The sequence below is a fragment of the Halobaculum sp. D14 genome (assembly GCF_051195135.1).
Lineage (GTDB): Archaea > Halobacteriota > Halobacteria > Halobacteriales > Haloferacaceae > JBNTKA01.
In genome coordinates, this window is sequence record NZ_JBNTKA010000001.1 from 18,421 (window position 1) to 41,247 (window position 22,827).

At 70.0% G+C, this 22,827-nt stretch carries 21 protein-coding genes; 14 read left to right on the top strand and 7 right to left on the bottom strand.

Going from position 1 to position 22,827, the window contains the following annotated elements; all coding sequences use genetic code 11:
* The first annotated feature begins 63 nt into the window (after positions 1–63).
* The 4 genes from ACQUST_RS00070 to ACQUST_RS00085 all read left to right on the top strand — a co-directional run bounded on the left by ACQUST_RS00070 (position 64) and on the right by ACQUST_RS00085 (position 4,490).
* Entirely contained in the window at positions 64–504 is a 441-nt protein-coding gene (locus tag ACQUST_RS00070) for a DUF2391 family protein (RefSeq protein ID WP_435123683.1), read from the top strand.
* 122 nt (positions 505–626) lie between these two features.
* The gene (locus ACQUST_RS00075) at positions 627–1,385 is read left to right on the top strand and encodes a topoisomerase DNA-binding C4 zinc finger domain-containing protein (RefSeq protein WP_435123684.1); all 759 of its coding nucleotides are present in this window, start codon (positions 627–629) and stop codon (positions 1,383–1,385) included.
* A gap of 53 nt (positions 1,386–1,438) precedes the next feature.
* A complete protein-coding gene (locus tag ACQUST_RS00080; RefSeq protein ID WP_435123685.1) occupies positions 1,439–2,587 on the top strand; it encodes a thiamine ABC transporter substrate-binding protein in 1,149 nt (382 codons plus the stop codon).
* A gap of 64 nt (positions 2,588–2,651) precedes the next feature.
* Complete coding sequence (locus tag ACQUST_RS00085; RefSeq protein ID WP_435123687.1) at positions 2,652–4,490, top strand: ABC transporter permease; 1,839 nt, start codon at positions 2,652–2,654, stop codon at positions 4,488–4,490.
* A 33-nt stretch (positions 4,491–4,523) separates the two neighbouring features.
* Here ACQUST_RS00085 and ACQUST_RS00090 read toward each other — a convergent pair whose 3' ends face one another.
* Entirely contained in the window at positions 4,524–5,216 is a 693-nt protein-coding gene (locus ACQUST_RS00090) for a class I SAM-dependent methyltransferase (protein WP_435123689.1), read from the bottom strand.
* Positions 5,217–5,347: 131 nt separating this feature from the next.
* Between ACQUST_RS00090 and ACQUST_RS00095 the strand changes: the two genes are divergently transcribed.
* On the top strand, positions 5,348–5,776 hold the full coding sequence (locus ACQUST_RS00095) for a hypothetical protein (RefSeq protein WP_435123691.1): 429 nt from the start codon (positions 5,348–5,350) through the stop codon (positions 5,774–5,776).
* A gap of 81 nt (positions 5,777–5,857) precedes the next feature.
* Here ACQUST_RS00095 and ACQUST_RS00100 read toward each other — a convergent pair whose 3' ends face one another.
* Positions 5,858–7,477, bottom strand: coding sequence for a DNA-directed DNA polymerase II small subunit (locus tag ACQUST_RS00100; protein ID WP_435123693.1), 1,620 nt, complete (start codon positions 7,475–7,477; stop codon positions 5,858–5,860).
* A 195-nt stretch (positions 7,478–7,672) separates the two neighbouring features.
* Here ACQUST_RS00100 and ACQUST_RS00105 point away from each other — a divergent pair, with 195 nt between their 5' ends.
* Positions 7,673–8,458, top strand: a complete 786-nt coding sequence (locus ACQUST_RS00105) for a S26 family signal peptidase (protein WP_435123694.1) — start codon at positions 7,673–7,675, stop codon at positions 8,456–8,458.
* A 50-nt stretch (positions 8,459–8,508) separates the two neighbouring features.
* Here ACQUST_RS00105 and ACQUST_RS00110 read toward each other — a convergent pair whose 3' ends face one another.
* Positions 8,509–10,284, bottom strand: a complete 1,776-nt coding sequence (locus tag ACQUST_RS00110) for a Cdc6/Cdc18 family protein (RefSeq protein WP_435126048.1) — start codon at positions 10,282–10,284, stop codon at positions 8,509–8,511.
* 1,635 nt (positions 10,285–11,919) lie between these two features.
* Here ACQUST_RS00110 and ACQUST_RS00115 point away from each other — a divergent pair.
* From ACQUST_RS00115 to ACQUST_RS00140, 6 genes are all read left to right on the top strand, one after another.
* Positions 11,920–12,561, top strand: a complete 642-nt coding sequence (locus tag ACQUST_RS00115) for an Era-like GTP-binding protein (RefSeq protein ID WP_435123696.1) — start codon at positions 11,920–11,922, stop codon at positions 12,559–12,561.
* Positions 12,562–12,563: 2 nt separating this feature from the next.
* A complete protein-coding gene (locus tag ACQUST_RS00120) occupies positions 12,564–12,959 on the top strand; it encodes a DUF2073 domain-containing protein (protein ID WP_435123698.1) in 396 nt (131 codons plus the stop codon).
* 1 nt (position 12,960) lies between these two features.
* Complete coding sequence (locus tag ACQUST_RS00125; RefSeq protein ID WP_435123700.1) at positions 12,961–13,497, top strand: OapC/ArvC family zinc-ribbon domain-containing protein; 537 nt, start codon at positions 12,961–12,963, stop codon at positions 13,495–13,497.
* Positions 13,498–13,700: 203 nt separating this feature from the next.
* Positions 13,701–15,212, top strand: coding sequence for an MATE family efflux transporter (locus ACQUST_RS00130; protein ID WP_435123702.1), 1,512 nt, complete (start codon positions 13,701–13,703; stop codon positions 15,210–15,212).
* A gap of 166 nt (positions 15,213–15,378) precedes the next feature.
* Positions 15,379–15,468 carry a hypothetical protein gene (locus ACQUST_RS00135; RefSeq protein WP_435123704.1) on the top strand — a complete coding sequence of 30 codons (90 nt, stop codon included), beginning with the start codon at positions 15,379–15,381 and terminating at the stop codon, positions 15,466–15,468.
* Between the two features lie 3 nt (positions 15,469–15,471).
* Positions 15,472–16,257, top strand: a complete 786-nt coding sequence (locus ACQUST_RS00140) for a DUF7089 family protein (protein ID WP_435123705.1) — start codon at positions 15,472–15,474, stop codon at positions 16,255–16,257.
* A gap of 136 nt (positions 16,258–16,393) precedes the next feature.
* Here ACQUST_RS00140 and ACQUST_RS00145 read toward each other — a convergent pair whose 3' ends face one another.
* Complete coding sequence (locus ACQUST_RS00145) at positions 16,394–16,975, bottom strand: DUF7090 family protein (protein ID WP_435123707.1); 582 nt, start codon at positions 16,973–16,975, stop codon at positions 16,394–16,396.
* A gap of 186 nt (positions 16,976–17,161) precedes the next feature.
* Between ACQUST_RS00145 and ACQUST_RS00150 the strand changes: the two genes are divergently transcribed.
* Positions 17,162–17,776 carry a DUF5518 domain-containing protein gene (locus tag ACQUST_RS00150; RefSeq protein WP_435123708.1) on the top strand — a complete coding sequence of 205 codons (615 nt, stop codon included), beginning with the start codon at positions 17,162–17,164 and terminating at the stop codon, positions 17,774–17,776.
* A gap of 32 nt (positions 17,777–17,808) precedes the next feature.
* Here the strand turns inward: ACQUST_RS00150 and ACQUST_RS00155 are convergent, their stop codons facing one another.
* Together ACQUST_RS00155 and endA are read right to left on the bottom strand one after the other, a co-directional pair.
* Complete coding sequence (locus ACQUST_RS00155) at positions 17,809–19,470, bottom strand: tryptophan--tRNA ligase (protein ID WP_435123710.1); 1,662 nt, start codon at positions 19,468–19,470, stop codon at positions 17,809–17,811.
* Between the two features lie 19 nt (positions 19,471–19,489).
* The gene (endA, locus tag ACQUST_RS00160) at positions 19,490–20,635 is read right to left on the bottom strand and encodes a tRNA-intron lyase (RefSeq protein WP_435123712.1); all 1,146 of its coding nucleotides are present in this window, start codon (positions 20,633–20,635) and stop codon (positions 19,490–19,492) included.
* A 136-nt stretch (positions 20,636–20,771) separates the two neighbouring features.
* Here endA and ACQUST_RS00165 point away from each other — a divergent pair, with 136 nt between their 5' ends.
* Positions 20,772–21,890, top strand: coding sequence for an AI-2E family transporter (locus tag ACQUST_RS00165; protein ID WP_435123714.1), 1,119 nt, complete (start codon positions 20,772–20,774; stop codon positions 21,888–21,890).
* A 27-nt stretch (positions 21,891–21,917) separates the two neighbouring features.
* On the opposite strand, the gene ACQUST_RS00170 is transcribed toward ACQUST_RS00165, so the two are convergent.
* On the bottom strand, positions 21,918–22,703 hold the full coding sequence (locus tag ACQUST_RS00170; RefSeq protein ID WP_435123716.1) for a sulfurtransferase: 786 nt from the start codon (positions 22,701–22,703) through the stop codon (positions 21,918–21,920).
* Positions 22,704–22,827: the final 124 nt, after the last annotated feature.

The following is a 22,827-nucleotide window of genomic DNA, read 5'->3' on the forward strand; positions in this document are numbered from 1 at the left end:
GCGGCGTCGGCCGCGCGGGGCGCCGCCCGCATCGCTTTTGTGTCGGAGGAGTGACTGGGACGTATGGTCGGACGCAGCCGCCGGTACGCGCTCGCGGACACCGCCCAGCAGGTCGTCGGCGGCTTCCTGCTCGCCGGCCCGTTCGTCGTGACCGACGAGGTGTGGGGGCTCGCCGCCAGCATGAGCTGGCTGCAGACCGCCGCGACGGTGTGTCTGGTGTTCGCCATCGGCTACGGCGCGCTGTACAAAGCCGACGACGACCGCGACCCCGACCGGGAAGCGGAGGTCGCCGGCGTCCCGGTTCGGTTCCTGTCGCTCGTCACCGTCTCGTACCTCTCCGTGCTCATCCTGGCGCTGTCGTTCGACGCGCCGGCGACGCTCATCCCGAACCACGTCGAGCCGCCGGTGCCGCTCCGGACGACGGTGCTCGTGACGATGAAGGCCGTCTCCGTCGGCGCCGTGTTCTCCGTCGTCGGCGCCGCCACCGCCGACTCCGTGTTCTGACGGCGGCCGCCGGACTCCGGGCGCCGGACGACGGACGCGGAAGCGGATGCTGAACGCCGAGCGCCCGACGTCACGGCTCGGCGGTCCGAGACTCCAAATAGGAAGCCGAGGGCATCGTCGCCATGCCAGCGACCCTCCGCGTCCTCGCCGGCGACTGCACCACCCGGTTCGACTCGCCCGGCGACGGCCTCCTCCAGCGCGGCCACGTCGTCGTGGTCGTGAAGCCCGACAAGACCGTCCTGGTCCACGACCGCGGCGGCTACCAGCCGGTGACGTGGCTCACGCGGCCCGACTCGGTGACCGTCGAGGCGGACGACGACGGCTTCGCCGTGACCGCCCGCGACGGCGAGCGGACGCTCCGCGTGCAGTCGCACGACGCCGGGAGGCGCGTCGCGTTCCCGGTGACGGACGCCGGAACGCCGGTCGGAGACTGCCCGGACTGCGGCGCCGCGCTGGTCCGCGCCGGCGGCGACGTCGTCTGTCTCGGCTGTGACGACCGCTACGGTCTCCCCGCGGGCGCGACGGTCACCGACGAGGCCTGCCCGGACTGCGGGCTGCCGACGATGCGGGTCGCCCGCGGCGACGTGTTCGAACTGTGTGTCGACGTCGCCTGCGAGTCGCTGAACGACGCCGTCCGCGACGCGCTCGACCGCCGGTTCGACTGCCCGGACTGCGGCCGCGACCTCCGCGTCCGCCGGCACCGCGGCCGGCTGTTTCTCGGCTGTGACGGCTACCCGGACTGCGAGACGGCGTTCTCGATTCCGGCCGGCGAGTTCGCTGGCACCTGCGAGTGCGGCCTCCCGCTGTTCGAGACGGCGTCCGGCGTCCGCTGTCTCGACGGCACCTGCGAGCGCCACCCGCCCGGCACCGCCGGCCCGTGACCACCGGGAGATAATCACCGAGGTTAAATATTATCGAGTGCGACCACCCAGTAATGACACGGAGCAGGCGACAGTTCCTGACGGCGGCGGGCGCGACGGGCGCCGCGCTGCTCGCCGGCTGTCAGGCCCAGAAAGTCGACACCGAGACGCCGACGAGCGACACGCCCGGCGGCGCCGGAACCACCACCGGCGAGCCGACGCCCGCGACGGCGAACACGCTCGTCGTCACGTCGTACCCGGCGTTCACGAACGCGCCGAGTTCTAGCCCCGGCGCGTGGCTGAAACGGCGGTTCGAAGACGAGTTCGACGCGACGCTCGTGTACAAGACGCCGCAGAACGAGTTGAACTACTACATCGAACGCGCCGCGCAGGGCGTCGACTTCGAGGCGGACGTCTACATCGGCCTGGACGTGAACGCGCTCATCCGGGCGGACGAGAAGCGCGGCACGGGCCAGTTCACGAAGCCGCTGTTCACCGAGTACCCCGAACTCGACGGCGCGAGCCGAATCAAGGAGAACCTCTGGTTCGACCCGAAAGACCGGGCCGTCCCGTTCGACACGAGCTACGTCAGCCTCGTCTGGAACGCCACCAAGGAGGGCGGCGAGTTCGTCGCACCCGAGACGTTCGACGAACTGACGAAGCCGGCGTTCGAAGGCGACCTTATCACGCAGAACCCGACGTCGGCGGTCACCGGGAAGCGGTTCATGCTGCACACCGTCAAGCGGTACGGCGAGGACGGCTACCTCGACTACTGGGAGCAGTTGAAGCAGAACGGCGTGCAGGTGCTCGGCAACTGGTCGGACAGCTACTCCGCGTACACCAGCGGCGAAGCGCCGATGGTGACGTCGTACTCCACCGACCAGGTGTACGCGAACCGGTACGACCAGAACATGCAGAAACACCAGATTCGGTTCTTGAACGACCAGGCGTACGGGAGCTCCGAGGGGATGGCGCGGTTCCGCAGCAGCGACGCCCCGGAGCTCGCTCGGAAGTTCATGGAGTTCGTGCTGCGCCCCGAAATCCAGGTCGGCATCGCCAAACGCAACGTCTCCATCCCGGCCATCACGGACGCGCCGCTCCCGGAGGACTACAGCAAGTACGCGAAGGTGCCGCCGGAGCCCGTGGAGTTCTCCTACCAGGAGCTGAAAGGGAACGTCACGCGATGGACGGACCAGTGGGCGAAACAGTTCGCCTCGAACTGACCGGCGCGCCCGCCCGACGTGTCGCCTGCGCCGGCTGCGTCGCCTCCGCCGGCGAGGCACGGCGATGAGTCGCGGGCTCGGCAGTCGACTCCGCAGCCGGGCGCTGCCGCTGCTCGCCGCGGCGACGGCGCTGCTGCTGGTGGCGCTGTTCTACTACCCGGTCGCGACGGTGCTCGTCGACGCCGTCGTCGTGGACGGCGAGCTCACGGCGGCGCCGCTCGCGGCGGTGCTGACCAGCGAGTTCTACCTGGGCTGGGTCGGCCGGCTGCTCGCCGACCCCGTCGGCTTCGCCGGCTACCTCGCCGGGACGATGCTCGCGGACCCGCTCGCGGCGCTGTGGACGCTGCAGACGCTTGGCCTGTTCGGGTTTACGGCGTGGCAGGCGCTGCTGTCGACGGTCGCCTCGGTGGCGCTCGGGCTGCCGGGCGCGTGGGTGCTGGCCCGGTTCGAGTTCCGCGGCCGCCGGACGCTGCGGTCGCTCACCATCCTCCCGTTCATCCTCCCGTCGGTGATGGTCGCCGTCGGCTTCTACGCGACGTTCGGCGCGTCCGGGACGCTGAACGCGGCGCTCGCGGCGATCGGCCTGCCGCGGCTGAACCTGCTGCCGTCGCTCACCGCCATCGTCGTCGCGCACGCCTTCTACAACGCGCCGCTCGTCACCCGCGTCGTCGCGGCGTCGTGGGAGCAGGTGGACGCCTCCGCCGTCGAGACCGCGCGGGCGCTCGGCGCGTCGCCGCGGCGGGCGTTCCGCGACGTGGTCGCCCCGCAGTTGCTGCCGGCGGTGTTGATGGGGGCGACGCTGACGTTCGTGTTCACGTTCGCCTCGTTCCCCATCGTGCTCGCGCTCGGCGGCGCCCGGTACGCGACGGTCGAGGTGTTCGTCTACGCGGCGGTCCAGCAGCTCGACTACCACGAGGCGGCCGCGCTGGCGACGCTGGAGTCCGGGGTGTCGCTGACGCTGACGGCGCTGTATCTGCGGTACGAGCAGGCGACGACCAGCCAGCACCGGAACGCCCGACAGCAGCCCCGTCGCCCGCTGCTTCCGGCGTCGTGGACGCCGAAGCGGGCCGCGGTTCGGGTCGCCGTCGCCGGCTACGCGGTCGTCGTCGCCGCGGTGTTCCTCGCGCCGCTCGCCAGCATGGTGTACGGCAGCCTCACCGTCGACGGGCAGGTGACGCTGGACGCCTACCGGTTCCTGCTGCAGCGGCAGGTGTCCGGCGGCCAGTTCCAGGTGAAGCCGCTGCCGGCGGTGAAGAACTCGCTGCTGTTCGGCGTCGGGACGCTGGTGGTGGCGCTGCCGACCGGCGTCGCGATGGCCGTCGTGACGACCCGGCGGTTCCGCGGACGGTGGGCCGTCGACGCGCTGTCGATGGCGCCGCTCGCGGTGTCCGGCATCGTCGTCGGCCTCGGGCTGCTCCGCGGGCTCGTGTTCGGCGTCACGCTGTTCGGCTACCGAATCTCGGTCGCCGGCCCCGTCGCCATCGTCGCCGCGCACGGCGTCGCCGCCTACCCGTTCGTCGTCCGGAACGTCGCGCCGCAGCTCGGCCGGCTCGACCGGTCGCTCGTCGAGTCCGCGCGCGCACTCGGCGCCTCGCGGCTCCGCGCGGTCGTCGACGTCGAACTGCCGCTCGTCTGGCCGGGCGTCGTCGCCGGCGCCGCCTTCGCGTTCGCCATCAGCATCGGCGAGTTCGACGCGACCGTCGTGCTCGCGGAGGGCGGCGGCGCCTACACGATGCCCGTCGCCGTCGAGCGGTTCATCGGCCGGCGGCTCGGCCCGGCGACCGCGATGGGGACGGTGCTGCTCGTCGTCACCGCCGCGTCGTTCCTCGTCATCGAACGCGTCGGCGGCGGACTGGGGGGCGACGGGGACGGCGGAGGCGGCGGCGGGGGCGGGGCGCTCTGAAACGTTCGGCGGTCCGTCGTCCGTCGCCGCCGGTCAGGGGGCGACGCCGACGGTGAGCAGCGTCCCGTACGTCCGGTAGCGCTCCACCATCTCCTCGCGGGAGTCCCAGCCGTCGGTCGGGAACGCCGACGCCGGCGGGACGTCGACGTCGCGGTCCGGGATGTTGTCCTGCTCGGCGACGTGGAGGCCGGCGTCGCGGAACGCCTCGCGGTACCGGTCGGCGTCCCACCGCGTCATCTCGACGGAGATGTCGTCCTGCCAGCCGTGGCTGTGGACGTTCTCCTCGTAGTAGTTCACGGCGCAGTAGAGCGTCCCGCCGGGGCGGAGGACGCGGGCGACTTCCGCGAGCGTCTCCGCGGGGTCGTCGCTGTAGTAGAACGCCTCCATCGAGAAGACGTGGTCGACGGCGTCGGCGGCGAACGGCAGCGACCCGAAGTCGCCGACGACGAAGCCGACGTCCGCGTCCGGGTCGGCGTCGAGCGTGTACTGACGGGCGTTCCGCGCCATCTCCGGGGCGCCGTCGAGGCCGTAGCCGCGGCCGATTCCTTTCGTCTCGGCGAGCGCGCGGAGCGCGTAGCCGCTTCCGGTGCCGAGGTCGACGACAGTGTCGCCGGCCTCGACGGGCATCCGGGCGAGCGCGTGCTTGGCGGTGTGCCAGTGGCGCTCCTCCATCCCTCTGTCGCGGCCCTGCGCGGCCCAGGCGTCGAACTCCTCGCGGACGCTCATGGTCGTCGGTCCGCGGCGCGGCACGTAAGCGTCGCGGCTCCGACCGTCCGCGACGCCATCGCTGTCGCCGTTTCGGTCCGCCCCACCCGACTGTCCGCGGGTTTTACGTCGTCTCGGCCGCAGACCGAGGTATGCACGTCCGTGACGCGGTCGAGGCGGACGCCGACCACATCGCCGCCATCGCCGACGCCCCGGCCGAAGCGATGCGTGACGTCGTCCACGACCGAACGGTCCGCGTCGCCGCCGTCGACGAGCCGCCGACCGACCCGAACGAGGACAACGACGCCGACCCGGCCGACCTCCGCGGGTTCGTCGCGTTCGACGTCCGCGACGGCGTCGTCCACGTCACCGGGCTCGGCGGCACCGCCGACGCCTGCAAACGCCTGCTCGAAGAGCCGATGCGGTTCGCCGCCGCCGAGGACATGCCGGTGGAGCTGCTACTCGTCGACGACGAGTCGACGCTGCGGGACGCCGCGGCGGAAGCGGGGTTCGACGCGGTCGGTGCCGGCCCGCGGTTCGAGGGGAAGCCGACGACCCGATACCGAATCGAGCGGGACTGACGGCCGACCGGACCGGCAGCGTCGCGTCCGGCACTGCGACCCCTCTTGGGTCCGGGCTCAGGCTCCGTCGCCCCGCCCGGGTCAGCTGAACTTCCGGACCGTCATGTCGAGCGTGTCGAGGTCGAGAATCGGGGCGTAGCCGGCGTCCGGGTCGATGTTGACGGACTTCTGGAACGCGGTCTGCTCCTGCCAGCAGCCGGAGTTGACCGCGAGGACGTTGTGGTACTTCCCCCAGCCGAGCTTGTGGACGTGGCCGGTGTGGAACACGTCCGGCACCTCGTCCATCACGAGGTAGTCCTTCTCCTCGGGGGCGACGCGTGTGTGGCCGCCGAACTGCGGCGCGACGTGCCGCTTTTTCAGGAGCTGATACATCGCCTTGTGCGGCTCGTCGTAGCTCGCCTTCTCCTCGGGGAGTTCGGCGATGACCTCGTCGAGCGAGACGCCGTGGTACATCAGGACTTTGACGCCCTCGACCGTGACGAGCGACGGATTCCCGGTGATCTGCGGGTCGTGCACCGACATGATGTCCCGGAGCTCCTCGTCGAAGCCGGGCTGTGGCTCCGCGAGCCTGACGGCGTCGTGGTTCCCCGGAATCATCACGATTTCCAGGTCGCCCGGCACCTCCTTCAGGTACTCCGCGAACGCCTCGTACTGGTCGTAGATGTCGATGATGTCGAGCTCCTCGTCCTGGTCGGGGTAGACGCCGACGCCCTCCACCATGTCGCCGGCGATGAGCAGGTACTCGACGGCTTCGGCCTCCTCGGTGTACAGCCAGTCGGCGAACGACGACCACGCGTCGGCCATGAACTCCTGTGAGCCGACGTGGACGTCCGAGATGAGCGCCGCCTGGACGTGGCGGTCGGCGGTCGACGGCCGGTGGGTCCGCGGGACGTCCGGGAAGTGGATGGCGTCGACGAACACGATGCCGGCGTCGTCGGCGAGCGTCCCGGACACCGCGATGCACTCGTCGAGCAGCAGTTCGTCGACGAGGTCGGCGATGTCGCGGTCTTTCATCACGAGACACGGGAACGTCCCGGTGGTGTCTTCGAGTTCGACGAGCCAGTGGCCCGACGCGGTCGACCGGATGTCGTTGACGAGCCCGATGAGTTCCACGTCGGCGCCGCCGCCCATCGCCTCGATGGTGTCGGCGGGCCGGTGGTTCACGCGGCCGCGGAGCTGGGAGGCGAGCCGTTCGTACCGGTCGCGGAACACCTCCACGAACTCGTCGTACTCGCCTGTCCCCGTGGACTGGCCGGTGACGTCGTTCGCGACGTCCGCCGGCGGCGGCGACCGTGACCCGACGCGGGACGACCCCCCTGTTTCACGTGGAGCGTCGTCAGCGGCGCTCGCGTCGGTACTTCCCGAGGTCTCGACGCCTGTTCCAGTCGAAACGGAAGGGGTCGGGTCGCCCTGTCCGCCGGGGACTGCGGACGGCGTCTCCGCCGTCGTCGGCGCCGGTTCGGCCGCCGCGGCGTCGTCCGGCGTGACCGCGTCCGGGTCCGGGACGGGCGCGGTTTCGAGCGCCTCGCGGACGTGCTCGGTGGTGAGAACGAGCGTGTCGTCCGGGGCGGCCTCGACGGCCGCCTCCAGCGCGAGCGCGGGCGCCTCCGCCTCCGAGATGAGCGTGACGGCCTCCCGTTCGGCGTTGTAGCCGCGGCCCGCGAGCGCCTGCACGACCCGGGAGGGCGTCTCCAGTGGCACGCCGCGACGTGGGGCGGCAGCGCGGAAAAGCGTAGCGAACCCGGGGTTCGCCGGACGCCGTCTCGACGTCACCGGCGACCCGGTATCGTCGACGGCACCGGTATCGCCGTCGATGTCGGCGTCGGTGTCGGTGTCGGTGTCGGCGGGGCCCCCGTAGCAGAAGGTTCAACACCGGCGCCCGGGTACGACGGTGCAATGAGCGACGACAGCCCTCCGTCGCCGGGCCCGCTGAGGCGGTTTCTCACGGCGAAGTCGGGGCCGCTGATGTTCGTTCGCGAGGTGCTCTCCTCCGCGCTCGCCGTCGTCCTCGTCGGCATGCTCCTGTTCGCGGTTTCCGGCGTGTGGCCGCCGATGGTCGCCGTCGAATCCGGCAGTATGCAGCCGCACATGCAGAAGGGCGACCTCGTGTTCATCACCCAGCCCGACCGGTTCTCGCCGGAGTACGCCTACGACGAGACCGGCGTCGTCCCGTACGACATCGCAGCGGAGCACAACTACACCACGTTCGGGTCGTACGGCTCCGTCGTCGTCTACATGCCGCCCGACCGGGTCGGGGCGCCCATCATCCACCGTGCCCGGCTCCACGTCGACCGGGGTGAGAACTGGTACGACCGCGCGAATCCGGCCTACCTCGCCGGCGACTCCTGTGCGGAAATCGCGTACTGCCCGGCGCCGCACGCGGGCTTCATCACGAAAGGCGACCACAACGACATGTACGACCAGGCGAACGGCCTCGCGCCGCCCGTGAAGACCGAGTGGATTCGCGGCGTCGCCCGCGTCCGCATCCCGTACCTCGGCTGGGTGCGGCTGCTGTTCTCGGGCGCCGCCTCCACGCCGACGATTCCGACGGGCGTAGCCCCGTCGGTTCCGGTGGACGTAGCCGCAGGCGCCACCGCCGGCCCGGTGTCGACGGAGTCCGCGAACGCCACCGTTTCACCTGGAACCAGTTCTGGCGGAAAAGCAACAGCAATAGCCGGGTAGTCCAGGGGAAATAGAGGGGTGTTGTCCGGTCAGTTGCGGTCAGCCGCAGTTCAGTTGTCGAACCGGGCCTGGACGAACGGCTGTGCGTCCTCGATGTCGCCGAGCCGGGAGTCCGAAAGCAGGACGGCTTCGGTCTCGTCGATGGGGACGGAGAGGCTGATCTCCTTGGTGCGGCCGTAGCGGCCCTTCGAGACGACGACGGCGTTGACGATGCCGAGCATGTCGAGTTCGGAGATGAGGTCGGTGACGCGCCGCTGGGTGAGGACGTCCGCGTCGATCTCCTCACAGAGCCGCTTGTAGATGTTGAACACCTCGCCGGTGTTGACGTTGTGGACGCCGTTCTTCTCCAGCAGGATGATGCTGAACAGCACGATTTTGCTCTGCGTCGGGAGCGTCCGGACGACCTCCACGACGCGGTCCAGTTCGATCTTGTCCTGCGCCTGCCGGACGTGCGACTCCTCGACGAGGTCGGCCTGTGACCGCTCGGCGAGTTCGCCGGCCGTCCGCAGCAGGTCCAGCGCGCGGCGGGCGTCGCCGTGCTCCTGCGCGGCGAAGGCGGCGCACAGCGGGATGACGTCCTCGGTGAGCGCGTCCGCCTTGAACGCCGTGTCCGAGCGGTGCTGGAGGATGTCGCGGAGCTGGTTCGCGTCGTACGGCGGGAAGACGATCTCCTCCTCGCCGAGGCTCGACTTGACGCGGGGGTCGAGGAAGTCGGTGAACTTCAGGTCGTTCGAGATGCCCATGATGGAGATGCGGGAGTTCTCCAGCTCCGAGTTCATCCGCGAGAGGTTGTACAGCGTGTCGTCACCGGACTTCTCGACGAGCTTGTCGATCTCGTCGAGCATGATGACGACGACGCGCTCGTGGTAGTCGACGGCGTCGAAGAACGTCGAGTAGACGCGGTCGGTCGGCCACCCGGTCATCGGCACCTCCTCCATCTCCTCGCGGTCGTCTTCGAGGTCGGCGATGCGGTCGTCGAGGGCGGCGACGGCGTCGAACTCGGTGCCGGCGATGGCGGCCGGGTCCTCGGTCGCTCGCGACCGGAGGTCGCGGAGTTCGTCGAGCCGGTCGTCGATGAGGGTCTGGTTCTTCTCGATGAACTTGTTCGCGAGCTGTGCGAGCACGCGGTACTGCGTGTCGGTCACCTCGCAGTTGATGTACTCGACCTCGCAGGGGACGTCGTACTTCTGGGAGGTGGATTCGAGCTCCTGGGAGACGAACTTCGCGGAGGCGGTCTTCCCGGTCCCGGTCTTCCCGTAGATGAGGATGTTCGACGGCGTCTCGCCGCGCAGCGCGGAGACGAGGATGGTCGCCATCTTGTTGATCTGGTCGTTCCGGTGCGGGAGTTCGTGCGGCGTGTAACTCGGCCGCAACACCTCCTTGTTCTCGAAGATGGGTTCGCCCGAGAGCAGGTCGTCGAACAGCCCGGTGCTGTCCTCGTCGTCGTCGTCCTCGCCGAGCACCTCGTCGACGTCGAGGTCGACCTCCGTCTCCGTGCGTGCGCGAGAGCCGAACTCGAAGCTCCCGGCGGCGTCGTCGCCGCCGACGGCGTCGCCGTCAAGCGAGGTGTCGGCTGAGCTGCCGGTCGACGTGTCGGCCGAGGTTTCGGCCGGGGTCCCGGCCGGGTCGGCCTCGTCGACCGCCCCGTCGTCCGCCTCCACTTCAGGTGGAGCGTCGTCACGGACGTCCGCACCGCCGGTTTCCGCGTCGCTCCCCGGGTCCGTGACCGGCGCCGATTCGGCGTCGCTGGCGGCGGTAGCGCCGTCGGCGGCGTCGGCGGCGGCGGGGCCACGGCGGTCTGTGCCGTCGCTGGTGTCGCCGGCCATCCCCTCGCTGGCCGGCGGTTCGTTCGATTCCGCGTCCGTCCCGGACGTGGCGCGCTGTCGGTCGCGAGCGGCGTCGTCGACGGTGTCGCTGTCCGCGGGGACGGCGTCGACGGCGTCGTCCGCGTCGCCGTCGTCGTCGCCGTCAGCCGCGTCGTCGACCGCGCGGGCGTCGTCCGATGGTTGGTTTCTCGTCACGTACAGTCACCCCTCCATTTCAACTGGAACGCGCCCGGGATACCCCGGAGAATTCGGCGTCAGCCGGGTATATACGGAAGAATCCGGCGTGAAGCCGTTGCGTGCGGCGTCCAGATGATGCAGACGAACCGGACGAAGAGGGGGAACAAAAACCTTGCTCTTCGCCGGATGATTCACCTCGCGTCTGACCGAATCGAACGACGTCGAGCACGGTGAGGCGGCTCCGACGTCCGCTGAGTCGGCGTCCCGACCGATTCCGGCTGGCCTCGGTGTCGTGGTAGGAGGTGGCCACTACCGGACTGCTGACACCGTGCTCGACAAGACCTTAGTTTCAACTGCATAGCCCGGATTTTCGCCCGTTCAGACTAATTGTCTACTAGTACGAATTTCGATCTTCTAGGCCACCTAGCGGACGTCTCTCGCCCGGACCGCCACGTATCGAGCTGTCTGATCTGCTGGGCGAACTGACCAGTCCGTAGTCACGGTTATATCAGCCACATACAGAAATCGCAGTGATTCACGAGAAAATAGATGAGAGAGGCTTCAAGGCGGCTATCGAGTCGGTTTGACTCGTGCGAGAGGGATGACGATGGAGGCACGTGGAGCCGGGCGTCGCCGCTAGACTGGAAGTCAGGGTCAGGGGTCCTAGACGGGAAACGAAGGGTGAACAGGTCGAATCGGTGGCGGTGCCGTCGGCGTGTGGAACGTCTAGTCGACTAGAAACGAGGGGGAGGTACCCGGTCGCGGTTCGGGGGACGGCCGTCGGTTTCTCTTAACCGCTGGAACCCCCCCACCCCTTCGTTTCGGGTGCAACAGTCAACACGGGCGGGTGGGGGACGGCCCCATCTAGTCAGCGGTACCTTTATGCCCCAACCAACACAACCATACCCGAACGACTAGCGAAAACGGTTGTTTTCTGGTGTTGTGCTGTGAGGTAATGGTGTCAGCTGGCTCGACCGCCCACAACCGAGGACCGTTCCACCTGAAACGAGGGGGTGTGGGGGCGGGTTCCCATTCACGACACCCGACGATGGAGGACGTCACCACCCTCCTCGTCAGCCGCACCTCCCGCCTATCGGCCAACCTTCCCGGCCGACGCCACTGACTCACTCCAGAATCCCCCGACTTCCCGAGTTCTCTCGACTGCTCCGACACTCACCGACGAATCCGTGAACTCTCAAGCGTTCCACCGAGGTCGTTCCACTAGGCTCACCGGACGGCTTGCTGTCGGTCGATCGGGTCGCTTGCTGCCGATTTTGGCTCGGTCGACCGGCGCTGTGTAGGGCCCGTCACCGCCGCCGTCCAGACGCCGAGTTCCCGCGATATCGGTCCGTACAGCGACCAACGAGCCGTCCAGTGCCCGTCTGACGTAGTCCTTAAGTGTCGCGCCCGGCTTGGTGCGGTAACGCCCTCGCGCGGAACAAGGGGGAGGAGGTCAGAATGGGTCTACTCACAAATCTCAGAGACAGCATCTCACGGGCGACGGATCGGCTGTTCGCCGACGACGAGCCCAAACGAATCGGCATCTACGGTCCGCCGAACGCCGGGAAGACGACGCTCGCCAACCGGATCGCTCGCGACTGGACCGGCGACGCCGTCGGTCCGGAGAGTCACATCCCGCACGAGACGCGGCGCGCCCGCAGGAAGGAGAACGTCACCATCGAGCGGAACGGGAAGACCGTCACCATCGACATCGTCGACACGCCCGGCGTGACGACGAAGGTCGACTACAAGGAGTTCCTCGACCACGACATGGACAAAGACGACGCCGTCAAGCGGTCCCGCGAGGCGACCGAAGGCGTCGCCGAGGCCATGCACTGGCTCCGCGAGGACGTCGACGGCGTCATCTACGTCCTCGACTCCACCGAGGACCCGTTCACGCAGGTGAACACGATGCTCATCGGCATCATCGAGAGCCAGGACCTGCCGGTGCTCATCTTCGCGAACAAGACCGACCTGGACGACTCCGACGTGAAACGCATCTCGGACGCCTTCCCGCAGCACGAAACCGTCCCGCTGTCCGCCCTCGAGGGCAACAACATGGACGAGGTGTACGAGAAGATCGCGGAGTACTTCGCCTAACCATGCCCGAAGCAACCACACCAGACGGCGACGACGGCGTCCGTATCGACCTGATCAGCGGCGCCCGCATGGACGGGCTCACGTCGATGGAGAAGATTCGGCTCATCCTCGACTCCGTCCGCGACGGCGACATCGTCGTCCTGGAGGAGGGGCTCAGCCCCGAGGAGGAGTCGAAGCTCATCGAGGTCACGATGACCGAGATCAGCCCGGACGACTTCTCCGGCATCGAAATCGAGACGTACCCGAAAAACGAGTCCGGCGGCAGCGGCGGACTCGTCGGCCGCATCCTCGGCAAAGAGCAGACCGCGAAGAAGCTCACCGTCATCGGCCCGGCGAACCAGATCGAGACGCTCCACAAAGACGAGAACCTCATCAGCGCGCTCGTCTCGCGCAAGTAGCATGCCCCACCAGTGTACAAACTGCGGCCGGACGTTCGCCGACGGCTCCAAGGAGATGCTGTCGGGCTGCCCGGAGTGCGGCGGCAACAAGTTCCAGTTCCGGCCGGAGGGCGCCGTCGACGCCGACGCCGCTGCCGGCGCTGACGCCGCTGGCGACCCGGACCTCGGCGGCGGAGCGCCCGCCGGCGCGGCCGACCAGGTCGGCGCCGGCTCCGAGAACGGCGCGCAAGCCGAGGCGCGGTCGGAAGTCGTCTCCGAGGACGAACTCGCCGACGCCGCCGCCGACGCGGACGCCGACCGCGCCGCAGCGGCCGACGCGGCGGACGACGCCGCGGCCGAGGAGTCGTCCGACCCGAACCTCGACGCGCTTCGACAGAAGCTCAACGACCAGTTCGAGTCCATCCGCATCGTCAACCCCGGCCAGTACGAACTGAACCTCATGGAGCTGTACGACCGCGAAGAGTACATCATCTCGCTCCGCGAGGACGGCCGGTACGTCATCGAGATGCCCGAGTCCTGGGGCCCGCACGACGACTGACGCGGTCGACGACCCGCCTCCCGAACCCCCACTCTCGACTCTCCAGCACCCGACATCTGGTCTCCGGCTTCCCGGTTTCTGACTCCTCAGCACCCCGGTTTCTGACTCCCTTCCTCCTCGGTTCGCCTTGGTCGGTTTCGGTTCGCGTACCCAGTCCACCGGTTCCGACACGCCCTTGAAAGCGACGCACGCAGTTCCGGTGAATGCTGTCCTCGTTGCGGGCGCGGATTCGCGAGACGCTCCTCCTGTTCCCGGCGGTGCTGGCCTCGCTCGGCCTCGTCGACCGCGAGAAGGGGCGGGACGCGTTCGACCTCGCGATTCCCGTCATGATCACCGGCGGGATGCGGACGCTGCTCCGGGTCGCCGACTTCCTGATGGTCGGCGTCTACGCCGGCAGCGCCGCGGTCGCCGGGCTGGAATTCGGCTTCCAGTACTACTTCATCCCGTTCGGGCTGGCGCTCGCGCTCACCTCCGGCACCATCAGCGTCGTCTCCCGGCTGAAGGGCGCCGGCGACGACGCGGAGGCGAACTTCGCCATCAAGCAGTCGCTGTGGCTCGCGCTGCTCGTCTCCGTCCCCATCACGGTGTTCACGTTCTTCTTCGCGGAGGAACTCGTCGGCGTGCTCACGAACGACGCGGTGACCCGGCGGTACGGCGGGACGTACCTCCGAATCGTGATGTACTCGGTGGCGTTCCGGTTCTGGTCGATGATCGCGGCGCGGGCGCTCGCCGGCTCCGGCGACACCCGGACGCCGATGTACGTCCGGCTGTTGACGCTCCCCACCAACATCGGGCTGAACGCCGTGCTCATCTTCGGGGTCGGCCCGTTCCCGGAGCTCGGCATCGCCGGCGCCGCCTGGGGGACGACCGCCGCGAACACGCTCGCCGCCGCGATATTCGCGTGGGCGCTGCTCTCCGGTGACTACTCGGTCCGGTTCCCGGTCGGCGGGAAGCAGTGGGACACGTCGCTGGCGCGCGAACTGGTCAGGGTGAGTCTGCCGCTTGCCGGGACGCGGCTGTCGCGGACGTTCGGCCGGTTCCCGTTCCTGTTCATCCTCGGCGTCCTCGGGACGAACGTCGTCGCGTCGTACGCCATCGCCCGCCGCATCATGCTGCTGGCGCTGATGCCGGCGTGGGGGTACGCGACGGCGTCGTCGACGCTGGTCGGCCAGTCAATCGGCGCCGGCGACGACGAGACGGCGGACGAGTACGGCTGGCAGACGCTGCGGCTCGCGCTCGTCACGCAGCTGCTCATCGGCGCGGCGCTGTTCGTCGTCGCGCGGCCCGTCGCCGCCGCGTTCAACCCGGACGACGTCGGGATGACGGTCGTGTTCGTCCGCGTGTTCGGGCTCGGCGTCGCCGGCTTCGCCGTCTCGCGGACGATGCGCGGCGCGCTGCGGGGCGCCGGCGACACCCGGTGGCCGCTGTACGGCGCGCTGCTCGCGACGTACGTGGTCAGGCTCCCAATCGCGGTGTTGGCGCTGCCGGCCGGCTACGCCCTCACGCTGTTCGCCGGCCCCGCCTCGCAGTTCGTCGGGCTGTCGCCGGTGTCGGTGCCGCTCCCCGGGATGGGGCTCGGGCTGCTCGCCGTGTTCGCCGCCATCGTCGGCGACTTCTACACCCGCGCCGGCGTCAACCTCGCGCGGTACTGGAGCGACGCCTGGAAGCGCGTGGCCCGCGAAGCCGACGTCGGCACCGAGCCGGCGAGCGACTGAACGCCTCCGTTTCGGGTGGAACCGTCCGTCCTCCGTGCTGGGAACCGTCCGTTCTCCGTGCCAAGTGGGCCCGCGGTCTGTGAACCGGCCGGCCGCGTCGCCGTCGGGGCGCGGCGCACGCCGCCGAACTGAAGGCTTTATGCCGGACGCCTCGCCACGTGTTCGCATGAGTAAGGCGACGAAGATCGTCCTCAGCGTTGTCGGCGTGTCCGGGCTCCTCGCGGTCGGCATGGTGCTGGCGCTCGCGCTCGGATAGGGGATGTTCGAGCGACGGGACCTGCCGTCGCGGCTCCGGGACGTCCGCGCCGCGTACGCCCCCGACTGCGTCGTCCTCGACGCGGAGTCGGACTTCGAGACGCTTCCCCCGGCCGCCGCCGAGGACCTCGGGCTGCTCGTCGACTCGCTCGACCCCGCGGCGTACCCCACGGAGTGGCTGCCGGACGACGCGCCGCAGGCGCTCCGGCGGTACGCCGGCAGCGACTTCACCGTCGGGATGCCCGGCGACGGCACCGTCGTCTGGACCGACCAGACCGCACCGCCGACCGTCATCGCGAAGAAGCGCGCCGAAACCACGCCGGCCGACTTCCTCGAGTTCCTGCTCGCGGAGGCGTTCGTCGAAATCGGCGTCGGCGTCCCCGAGCACTTCCTGCCGTTCTTCGGCGACCAGTACCGCGAACTCGACGCCGTCGTCCCGCTCGGCCCCGCCGACGTCTACCAGCTCGCGGCGGCGCTGTTCGACGCCTGGGTCGGCCTCCACACCCGCGAGGAGTTCGCGGCGTGGGCGGAGCCGCACCCCGACCTGTACGACGCCTGGGTCGACGCCGGCGACCGCCTGACCGGCCGGCTCGACGACCTGCCGCGGGACGTCGCGCGCGGCCGCACCGACTTCGCGGCCGCCACCGAGTACGCCTGCGCCGCCGTGAAACACGACCTCGACCTGCCGGCGCCGTTCGCGGCGCTCGACACCGCGGCCTACCGCGAACACGGCGCGCCGTACGCCGTCCAGTGGGCGGAGAAGACGTTCGCGGCGCTCACGGAAGACTGACGAAACGGACGAAACCGACGCAGGACCACGATACTGACGGGATTGGCCGGTGACCGGCGAAGAGTGATGAAGAGCGACGAAGAGCGACGAGGACCGACAACAAAGACTGACCGCTGACTGACTGGCGTCGACGACGCTACACCAGGTCGACGGTGGCTTCGCCGTCCTCGTCGAGGTCGATGACGTTCCCGAACAGGTCGCGGAACCGCTGAATCGTCTCGTCGTCGTGGACCTCCTTCGACAGGTGGAACAGGCCGACGGCGTCGTGCCCGTCGAGCAGCGCCAGGATGGCTTCGGCGGCGTCGTACGTCCCGTCGACGTCGGCGTAGTACGCCATTTCGGTGAGCGAGTCGACGCTGACGCGGCGCTTCCCCTCGTGGCCGGCGAGGAACGACTCGACCTGCGCCACGATGCCGTCGAGGTCGTCGGGGGCGGCGACGTAGTGGAGGTGGTCCGACGAGCGCCGGGAGTAGCCGCGCTCGACGGAGATGGTGTCGAGGATGTCAGCGCGCGACTCGTCGACGTCGTAGTGCTCCAGTTTCTGCTCGACTTCGCGGGCCGTCGTTCGCGTGGAGACGACGAGGAAGTTGTCGGTGTCCGTCTTCAGGAAGTCCGTGTCGATGCGGTCCGTCTCGCCGATGCTGGGGTGGAGAAGAAGCAGGCCGGTCCCGCCCGGAATCGTCGTGTCGACCCCGTCGATGGCGAGTGTGTAATCCATATCCGTGGCTCCGGCCGCGCCGACTTAATTCTGCGGGGACGCCGAGCCGCCGGGTCCGACTGCCGAGTCGAGTCGGCACTGGCCGGACGGCCGAGCGGAGTCGGAACAGGGGCAGACTGCCGGGTCGAACGGACGGCCCGACCCGCCGCCGCGCCGTTTATCCCCGCAGCGGTGCTTGTAGCCGCTATGTCAGACGGGGATACGGCTCTGAACGCGGCTATCGGTGCGGTCGTCTCGCTCGTCCTGTTCTTCCTCCCGTTCTCGCCGGCGCTCGGCGGGGCGGCTGCGGGCTACCTGCAGGGCACTGACCGACGCGACAGCGCCGTGACCGGCGCGCTCTCGGGCGTCGTCGTTGGCGTCGTCGGCGCCGTCTTCGGGTCGCTCGTCGTGAGCGTCTTCGTCATCGTCGGCCCCGGGATGCGGAGCGGCGTCCTCGTGTTCGTCGCGCTGTTCCTGGTCCTGTTCGTCGCCGTCGGCCTCTACGGCGTCGTCCTCGGCGCCGCGGGCGGCTACGTCGGCGCGTTCGTCCGCGAGGAACTCGACGCCCCCACGGAGACCCCGCCGGAACGACTCCGCGGCGACGACGCAACCGGAGACGACAACGCAGCGGACGCCGCCGCTGATTCCGAAGCCGATGCCGATACCGACAACCATGCCGGTGCCGATACCGAAGTCGATGCCGGTGCTGATGGTGTTGACGGCGACGCCGACGCCGACGCTGACGGCGGCGGCGATACTGACATCAACGGCGACGTCGGCAACCATGCTGACGCCGACGTCGACGCTGACGAATCCCGGTAGCTCGGTCGAGAAAAACGGAGGGACGGTCGCGGCTACTCCTCGGCGCTCGGCGTGATGCTGCGGCGGCTCTCGGCGACGTCGAGGTCGACGTCGAGGTCCGCGAGCAGCTCCTCGGCCTCCTCGCGCTTCTCCTGGTGTTCGGCGAGGAACTCCTCCATCAGTTCGGCGGCCTGCTCCTTGCAGCCGCCGCAGAGCCGGTCGCCGTTCGCGCACTCCTCGTACACCTTCTCGGCGAACTCGTCGTCGTCGCCGGCGAGCAGGTAGGCGTACAGCTCGTACACCGGGCACTCGTCGGGCTTCCCGCCGAGTTCGCGCTGCTTCTCCGCGGTCTCGCGGCCGCCGGTCGCGGCCGCCTTCACCTTGTCGTACCCCTCCTCGGGGTCGTCGAGCAGCGAGATGTGCGACGCCGGGTCCGACGACGACATCTTCCCGCCGGTCAGCCCCGTCATGAAGCGGTGGTAGATGGACGACGGCGCGACGAAGCCGAAGCCGCCGGCGTCGACTTCGACCTCGCGGGCCAGCGCCTCCGCCGCCGCCCGGTCGAGGTCGAAGCTGTCGACGTGCGCCTCGAAGACGCGCTTTTCGCCGTCGACGGCGTCGACGAGCGCGTCGAACGCCTCGTCGGTCGCGTTCCGGTCGAGGAACCGGACGCGCGGCCGGAGCGGCTCCATCCCGGCGTTGTCGAGCTTTTCGAGCAGCGACTCCGTCGTCGCCGGGTCGGCTCCCCACGGCTGCTCGTCCGTGTCGGCTTCCCGGAGCCGCTCCGCGGCGTCCTCACAGCGGAGCGTGTCGTCCGCGTCGTCGTCGCCGTCGCCGCCCGTGTCATCACCGTCTGGGTCGTCACCGTCCGCGTCGCTGTCGGCGAGCGAGTCGTACACCTGCGCGAGCAGTTGGCGCTCGTCGTCGTCGAGTTCGAAGCTCGCGTACGCCTCGGTGACCTTGAAGTACCGCATGCGGGCGGCGAGGTCGCGGGCGAACCGGACGTGCGGGTCCTGGTCGGGGCCGACCGGGATGACGGTCGGCTTCGGCTCGTCGACTAGCTGCGGATAGAGGATGTCGGCCATCTGCGTGACGACCGACTGCATGTGCGACACCGACGTCTCTCCGCCGAACCCGTAGATGCCTTCGAACTCGGCGTACCGCGCCTTCGACCCGAGTTCGAACGCGAGGTCCTGGAGTTCCCGGTTCGTGGACTGCCGGTACAGCGTCCCCTCCTCGGGGTCGAAGCCGAGCGCGATGAGGCTCAGCAGGTAGTCGCGGGCGTGCTCGTCGATGTCGTCCCACGTCATGCCGCGCGCCGAGTGGGCTTCGAGGTCCGCGATGAGCCCGTAGGTGTCCGCGCCGGCGCGCTGGTGGTAGATGAGTTCGTCGAAGACGAGCTTGTGGCCGATGTGCGGGTCGCCGGTCGGCATGAAGCCGGACAGCGCCGCGGCCGGCTCGTCGTTCCGGAGCGCCTCGGCGACGGCGTCGTAGCCGCGGTGCCCGAAGATGACCTTCCGCCGCATCAGGTAGTGCGGGTCCGGCGTCTCGTCGATGACGTCCGCGAAGTCCTCGATGCCGAACTCCTCGAACAGCTTCGGGTAGTCGTCGACGGCCGCCGACCCCCACGGGTCGAGCGCCACGCCACCGTCGGTTGCTGCGCTCGATGCGTCGTCGGTCGTACCCCCGTCGGGGGCGGTGTCGTCGTCGGTCATGCTGTATCGTCAGTCATCGCTACGGGGTGAGTCGCGCGACCGTCAGGTACGCGACCGAGTCGTCGCCGGCCAGCGCAAAAACCATTCGCTTCCGGACGCCGCCCGCCAGTCTGACGTCCAGCGCCAGTTCCCGCGGGTCGAACCGGTGGTCCGCCGGCACCACCCGGACAAGCGCCTCCGAGTGCGGCAGCGACTCCACGGAGTCGACGTCGTCGTACGTCCGGAAGTCGGCGCCGAACTTGTAGCCGGTCTTCGGGACGACGCCGCGGTCGCGCAGTCGCCGGTAGACGCCGAGCCGCCGGTCGAACCTGTCGCCCTCCACGTCGCGGCCGCGGGCGACGACGTCGTCGGCGTCGAGGTCGACGGCGCCGCGCTCGGCGAGGTCCGCGGCTTCGAGCAGCGACAGTTGGAGCGCGTCGACGGCGGCGGCGTCGCGGCCGGAGACGGGCTGGCCGTAGAACGCCGAGCCGTACAGCGACGCCGGCGGCTCCCAGCACACCGCCCGGTCGTCCAGCAGGTCCGCCTCGACGCCGCGCGGCAGGTCGTAGTCGGTGGCGCCGTCGAAGCCGCCGCCGGCGGTGCAGTCGAAGTACGTCACCTCGCTCTCCTCGTCGACGACGGCGAGCGTCACGCCGTCGAGCCGGTCGGCGGCCAGTTCGGCGCGTTCGCCGACGACGCGCAGCCGATACGCGACGTCGCCGCCGGGCTTCTCCCCGCGGGCGTACACCGCGAAATCCACGTCGCCGCCGCGGTCGCCGTCTCCGCGGTCTGAGTCGCGGTCGCCGTCTCCGCGGTCTGAGTCGCGGTCGCCGCCGCTCCCTCCGCTGCCTTCGCCGCCTGCGTCGCCTCCGCTGCTGCCGGCGGCCGCGCCGCCCGGCCATCCGTCGCGGGTCGGCGAGACGTAGAAGCCGCGCTCTCGGACGTCGGCGTACGTCAGGAACCGCGCCGCGAACCGGTCGGCGGCGCGGACGGAGTCGACGAAGAACTCCCGGAACCCCATGCCGTCGACGGCGTCGATGTCGCCGCGGTACAGCAGGTGTGCGGCCTCGACGCGCGCCAGGTCGACCTCGGCGCCGCGCGCTCGACCGTAGCCGCGCGAGTCGTGAAACCGCTGCCGCGCGTCGCCCCCCGCCGTGACGACGCCGCCATCCAGCGTTGCCTCCATCGTATCGTTCGGCGCGCGGCGACGGTTTAGGGGCTACGGTCGCGTGTCACCGCCTCCGACGCCGACGGCCGACTCGGGCTCGGCGCTTCCTCCGGTCGGGGGAACGGTTTAGGGGGTCGGCGCTGGCTGTGCTGACGTGCAACTCAGCCGTCGCGCCGCGCTCGGGTGGCTGCTCGCCGGCCTCCTCGTCGTCACGGGGGTGGTGCTCGCCGAGGTCGTCCAGACCGTCGTGTTCGCCGTCACGGTCGCGTACGTCCTCCGCCCGGTGCGTCGGGAGGTCCGCGAGCGCGGCGGTTCGCGCCGCGTCGCCGCTGCGGCCGCGACCGGCGCCGCGTTCGTCGCCGTCGTCGTCACCGCGGCGCCGCTCGTCTACCTCGTCTACCGGCAACTCGACGGCATCCTGACGTTCCTGTCGTCGCTCCCGGAGTCCATCCCGGTGACGCTCGCCGGCTTCACCTACGTCGTCGAAACCGGGCCCCTGTTCGACCTGCTCGTCGACGTCCTCCGACCCATCGGCCGCGCCGCGGCCAGCGCCGCCCCGGTGCTCGCGCTGAAAGTGATGCTGTTCGTGCTCGTCGTCTACGGGCTGCTGTACGACCCGTCGGCGCCCCGCGCCGCGATGCTCCGGCTCGCACCCGCCGAGTACCACGACATCGTGCTGGCGCTGCACCGCCGCACCGCCCAGACGCTCCGCGCCATCTACGTCCTGCAGGCCGCGACCGCCGTCGGGACGTTCGCGGTCGCGTTCGTCGTGTTCGCCGCGCTCGGCTACCAGTCGCCGTTCGCGCTCGCCGTCGCCGCCGGCGTCCTCCAGTTCGTCCCCGTCGTCGGCCCGAGCATCGTCGTCGCCGCGCTCGCCGGCTACGACCTCGTCGTCGGCAACGTCGTCCGCGCGCTCCTCGTCACGGTGCTCGGACTCGTCTTCGTCGGCTTCGCGCCCGACGCCGTCATCCGGCCGCGGCTCGCCGGCGAAACCACTGACCTCCCGGTGTCGCTGTACTTCGTCGGCTTCACCGGCGGCCTGCTGACGCTCGGCGCCGTCGGCTTCGTCGTCGGGCCGCTCGTCGTCGCGCTGCTCGCCGAGGTCGTCGCGCTGCTGTCGGCCGGGCCGTCCTCACAGCAGACGACCCTCGCCGAATCAGCGCCGCCCGACCCGGTCGACCCGGCCGCCGCGGCGACGGGGTCTGCGGCGACGGAGTCCGCGGCGGCGACGCCGACCGAGCAGTCCGGCGGCGACGAGCCGTCCGAGCGCTGACTCGGCGCAGCGCGGCGACCGCGGCCGTCACTCGTCGCGTTCGGAGACGACGTCGCCGCCGCGGTCGGTCCACTCGGTGAGGCTGCCCTCGTAAAACAGGAGGTCGTCGTAGCCGAGGTGTCGCAACACGAGGTAGGTGTGGCTGATGCGGCGCGCGGTGTTGCAGTACAGGAGCACCCGCCTGTCGGGGGTGACGCCGGCGCCGGCGAGGATTGTTTCGAGCGCGTCCCGCGGTTTCAGGCCGCGGGTGTCGGTGTCGACGAGCTCCTTCCAGTCGAGCTGGACGGCGCCGGGGAGGTGCGCGTCGGCGTACTCCTCGGGTTCGCGGGTGTCGACGACCACGACGTCGTCGCGGCCGAGCAGCCGCTCGACCTCGTCGAAGCCGACCAGCGGGGCGTCCGTCGGCTCCGCGACGGCGTAGTCGGTCGGCTCCGGGTCGACCGCGTCGGTGCTGGTGGCGTGTTCGCGGCTCCAGCTGCTGTAGTCGCCGTCGAGCACGTGGAGCCGCTCGGGGTCGTGGCCGTACAGCTCCGCGGTGACGACGAACCGGGCGGCGAAGACGCCGTGGGTGTCGTCGTAGGCGACGACGTCGTCGCCGGCGTCGACGCCGGCGGCCGACAGCAGCGCGGCCCAGTCGTCCGGCTCGGGCAGCATGCCGTCGTCGCCGACGCGGAACTCGTCGAACGGAACCGAGACGGCGCCGGGGACGTGACCGATGCCGTCGTACTCCCAGCCGTCGCGGACGTCCACGACGACCAGGTCGTCGTCGCCGAGGCGGTCGGCGACCGCGTCGGCGGAGGCGAAGATGTCCATGCCGCCGCTTGGCGCCGCCCGGGGAAAAGCACGGCCGACGCGGCGACCCTTCCCGGGCGTCCCCCGAACCGGAACTTGTTGCCGGAAGTTGGCGCCGGCGTCACGGCGACCCCGCCGCAGTGTC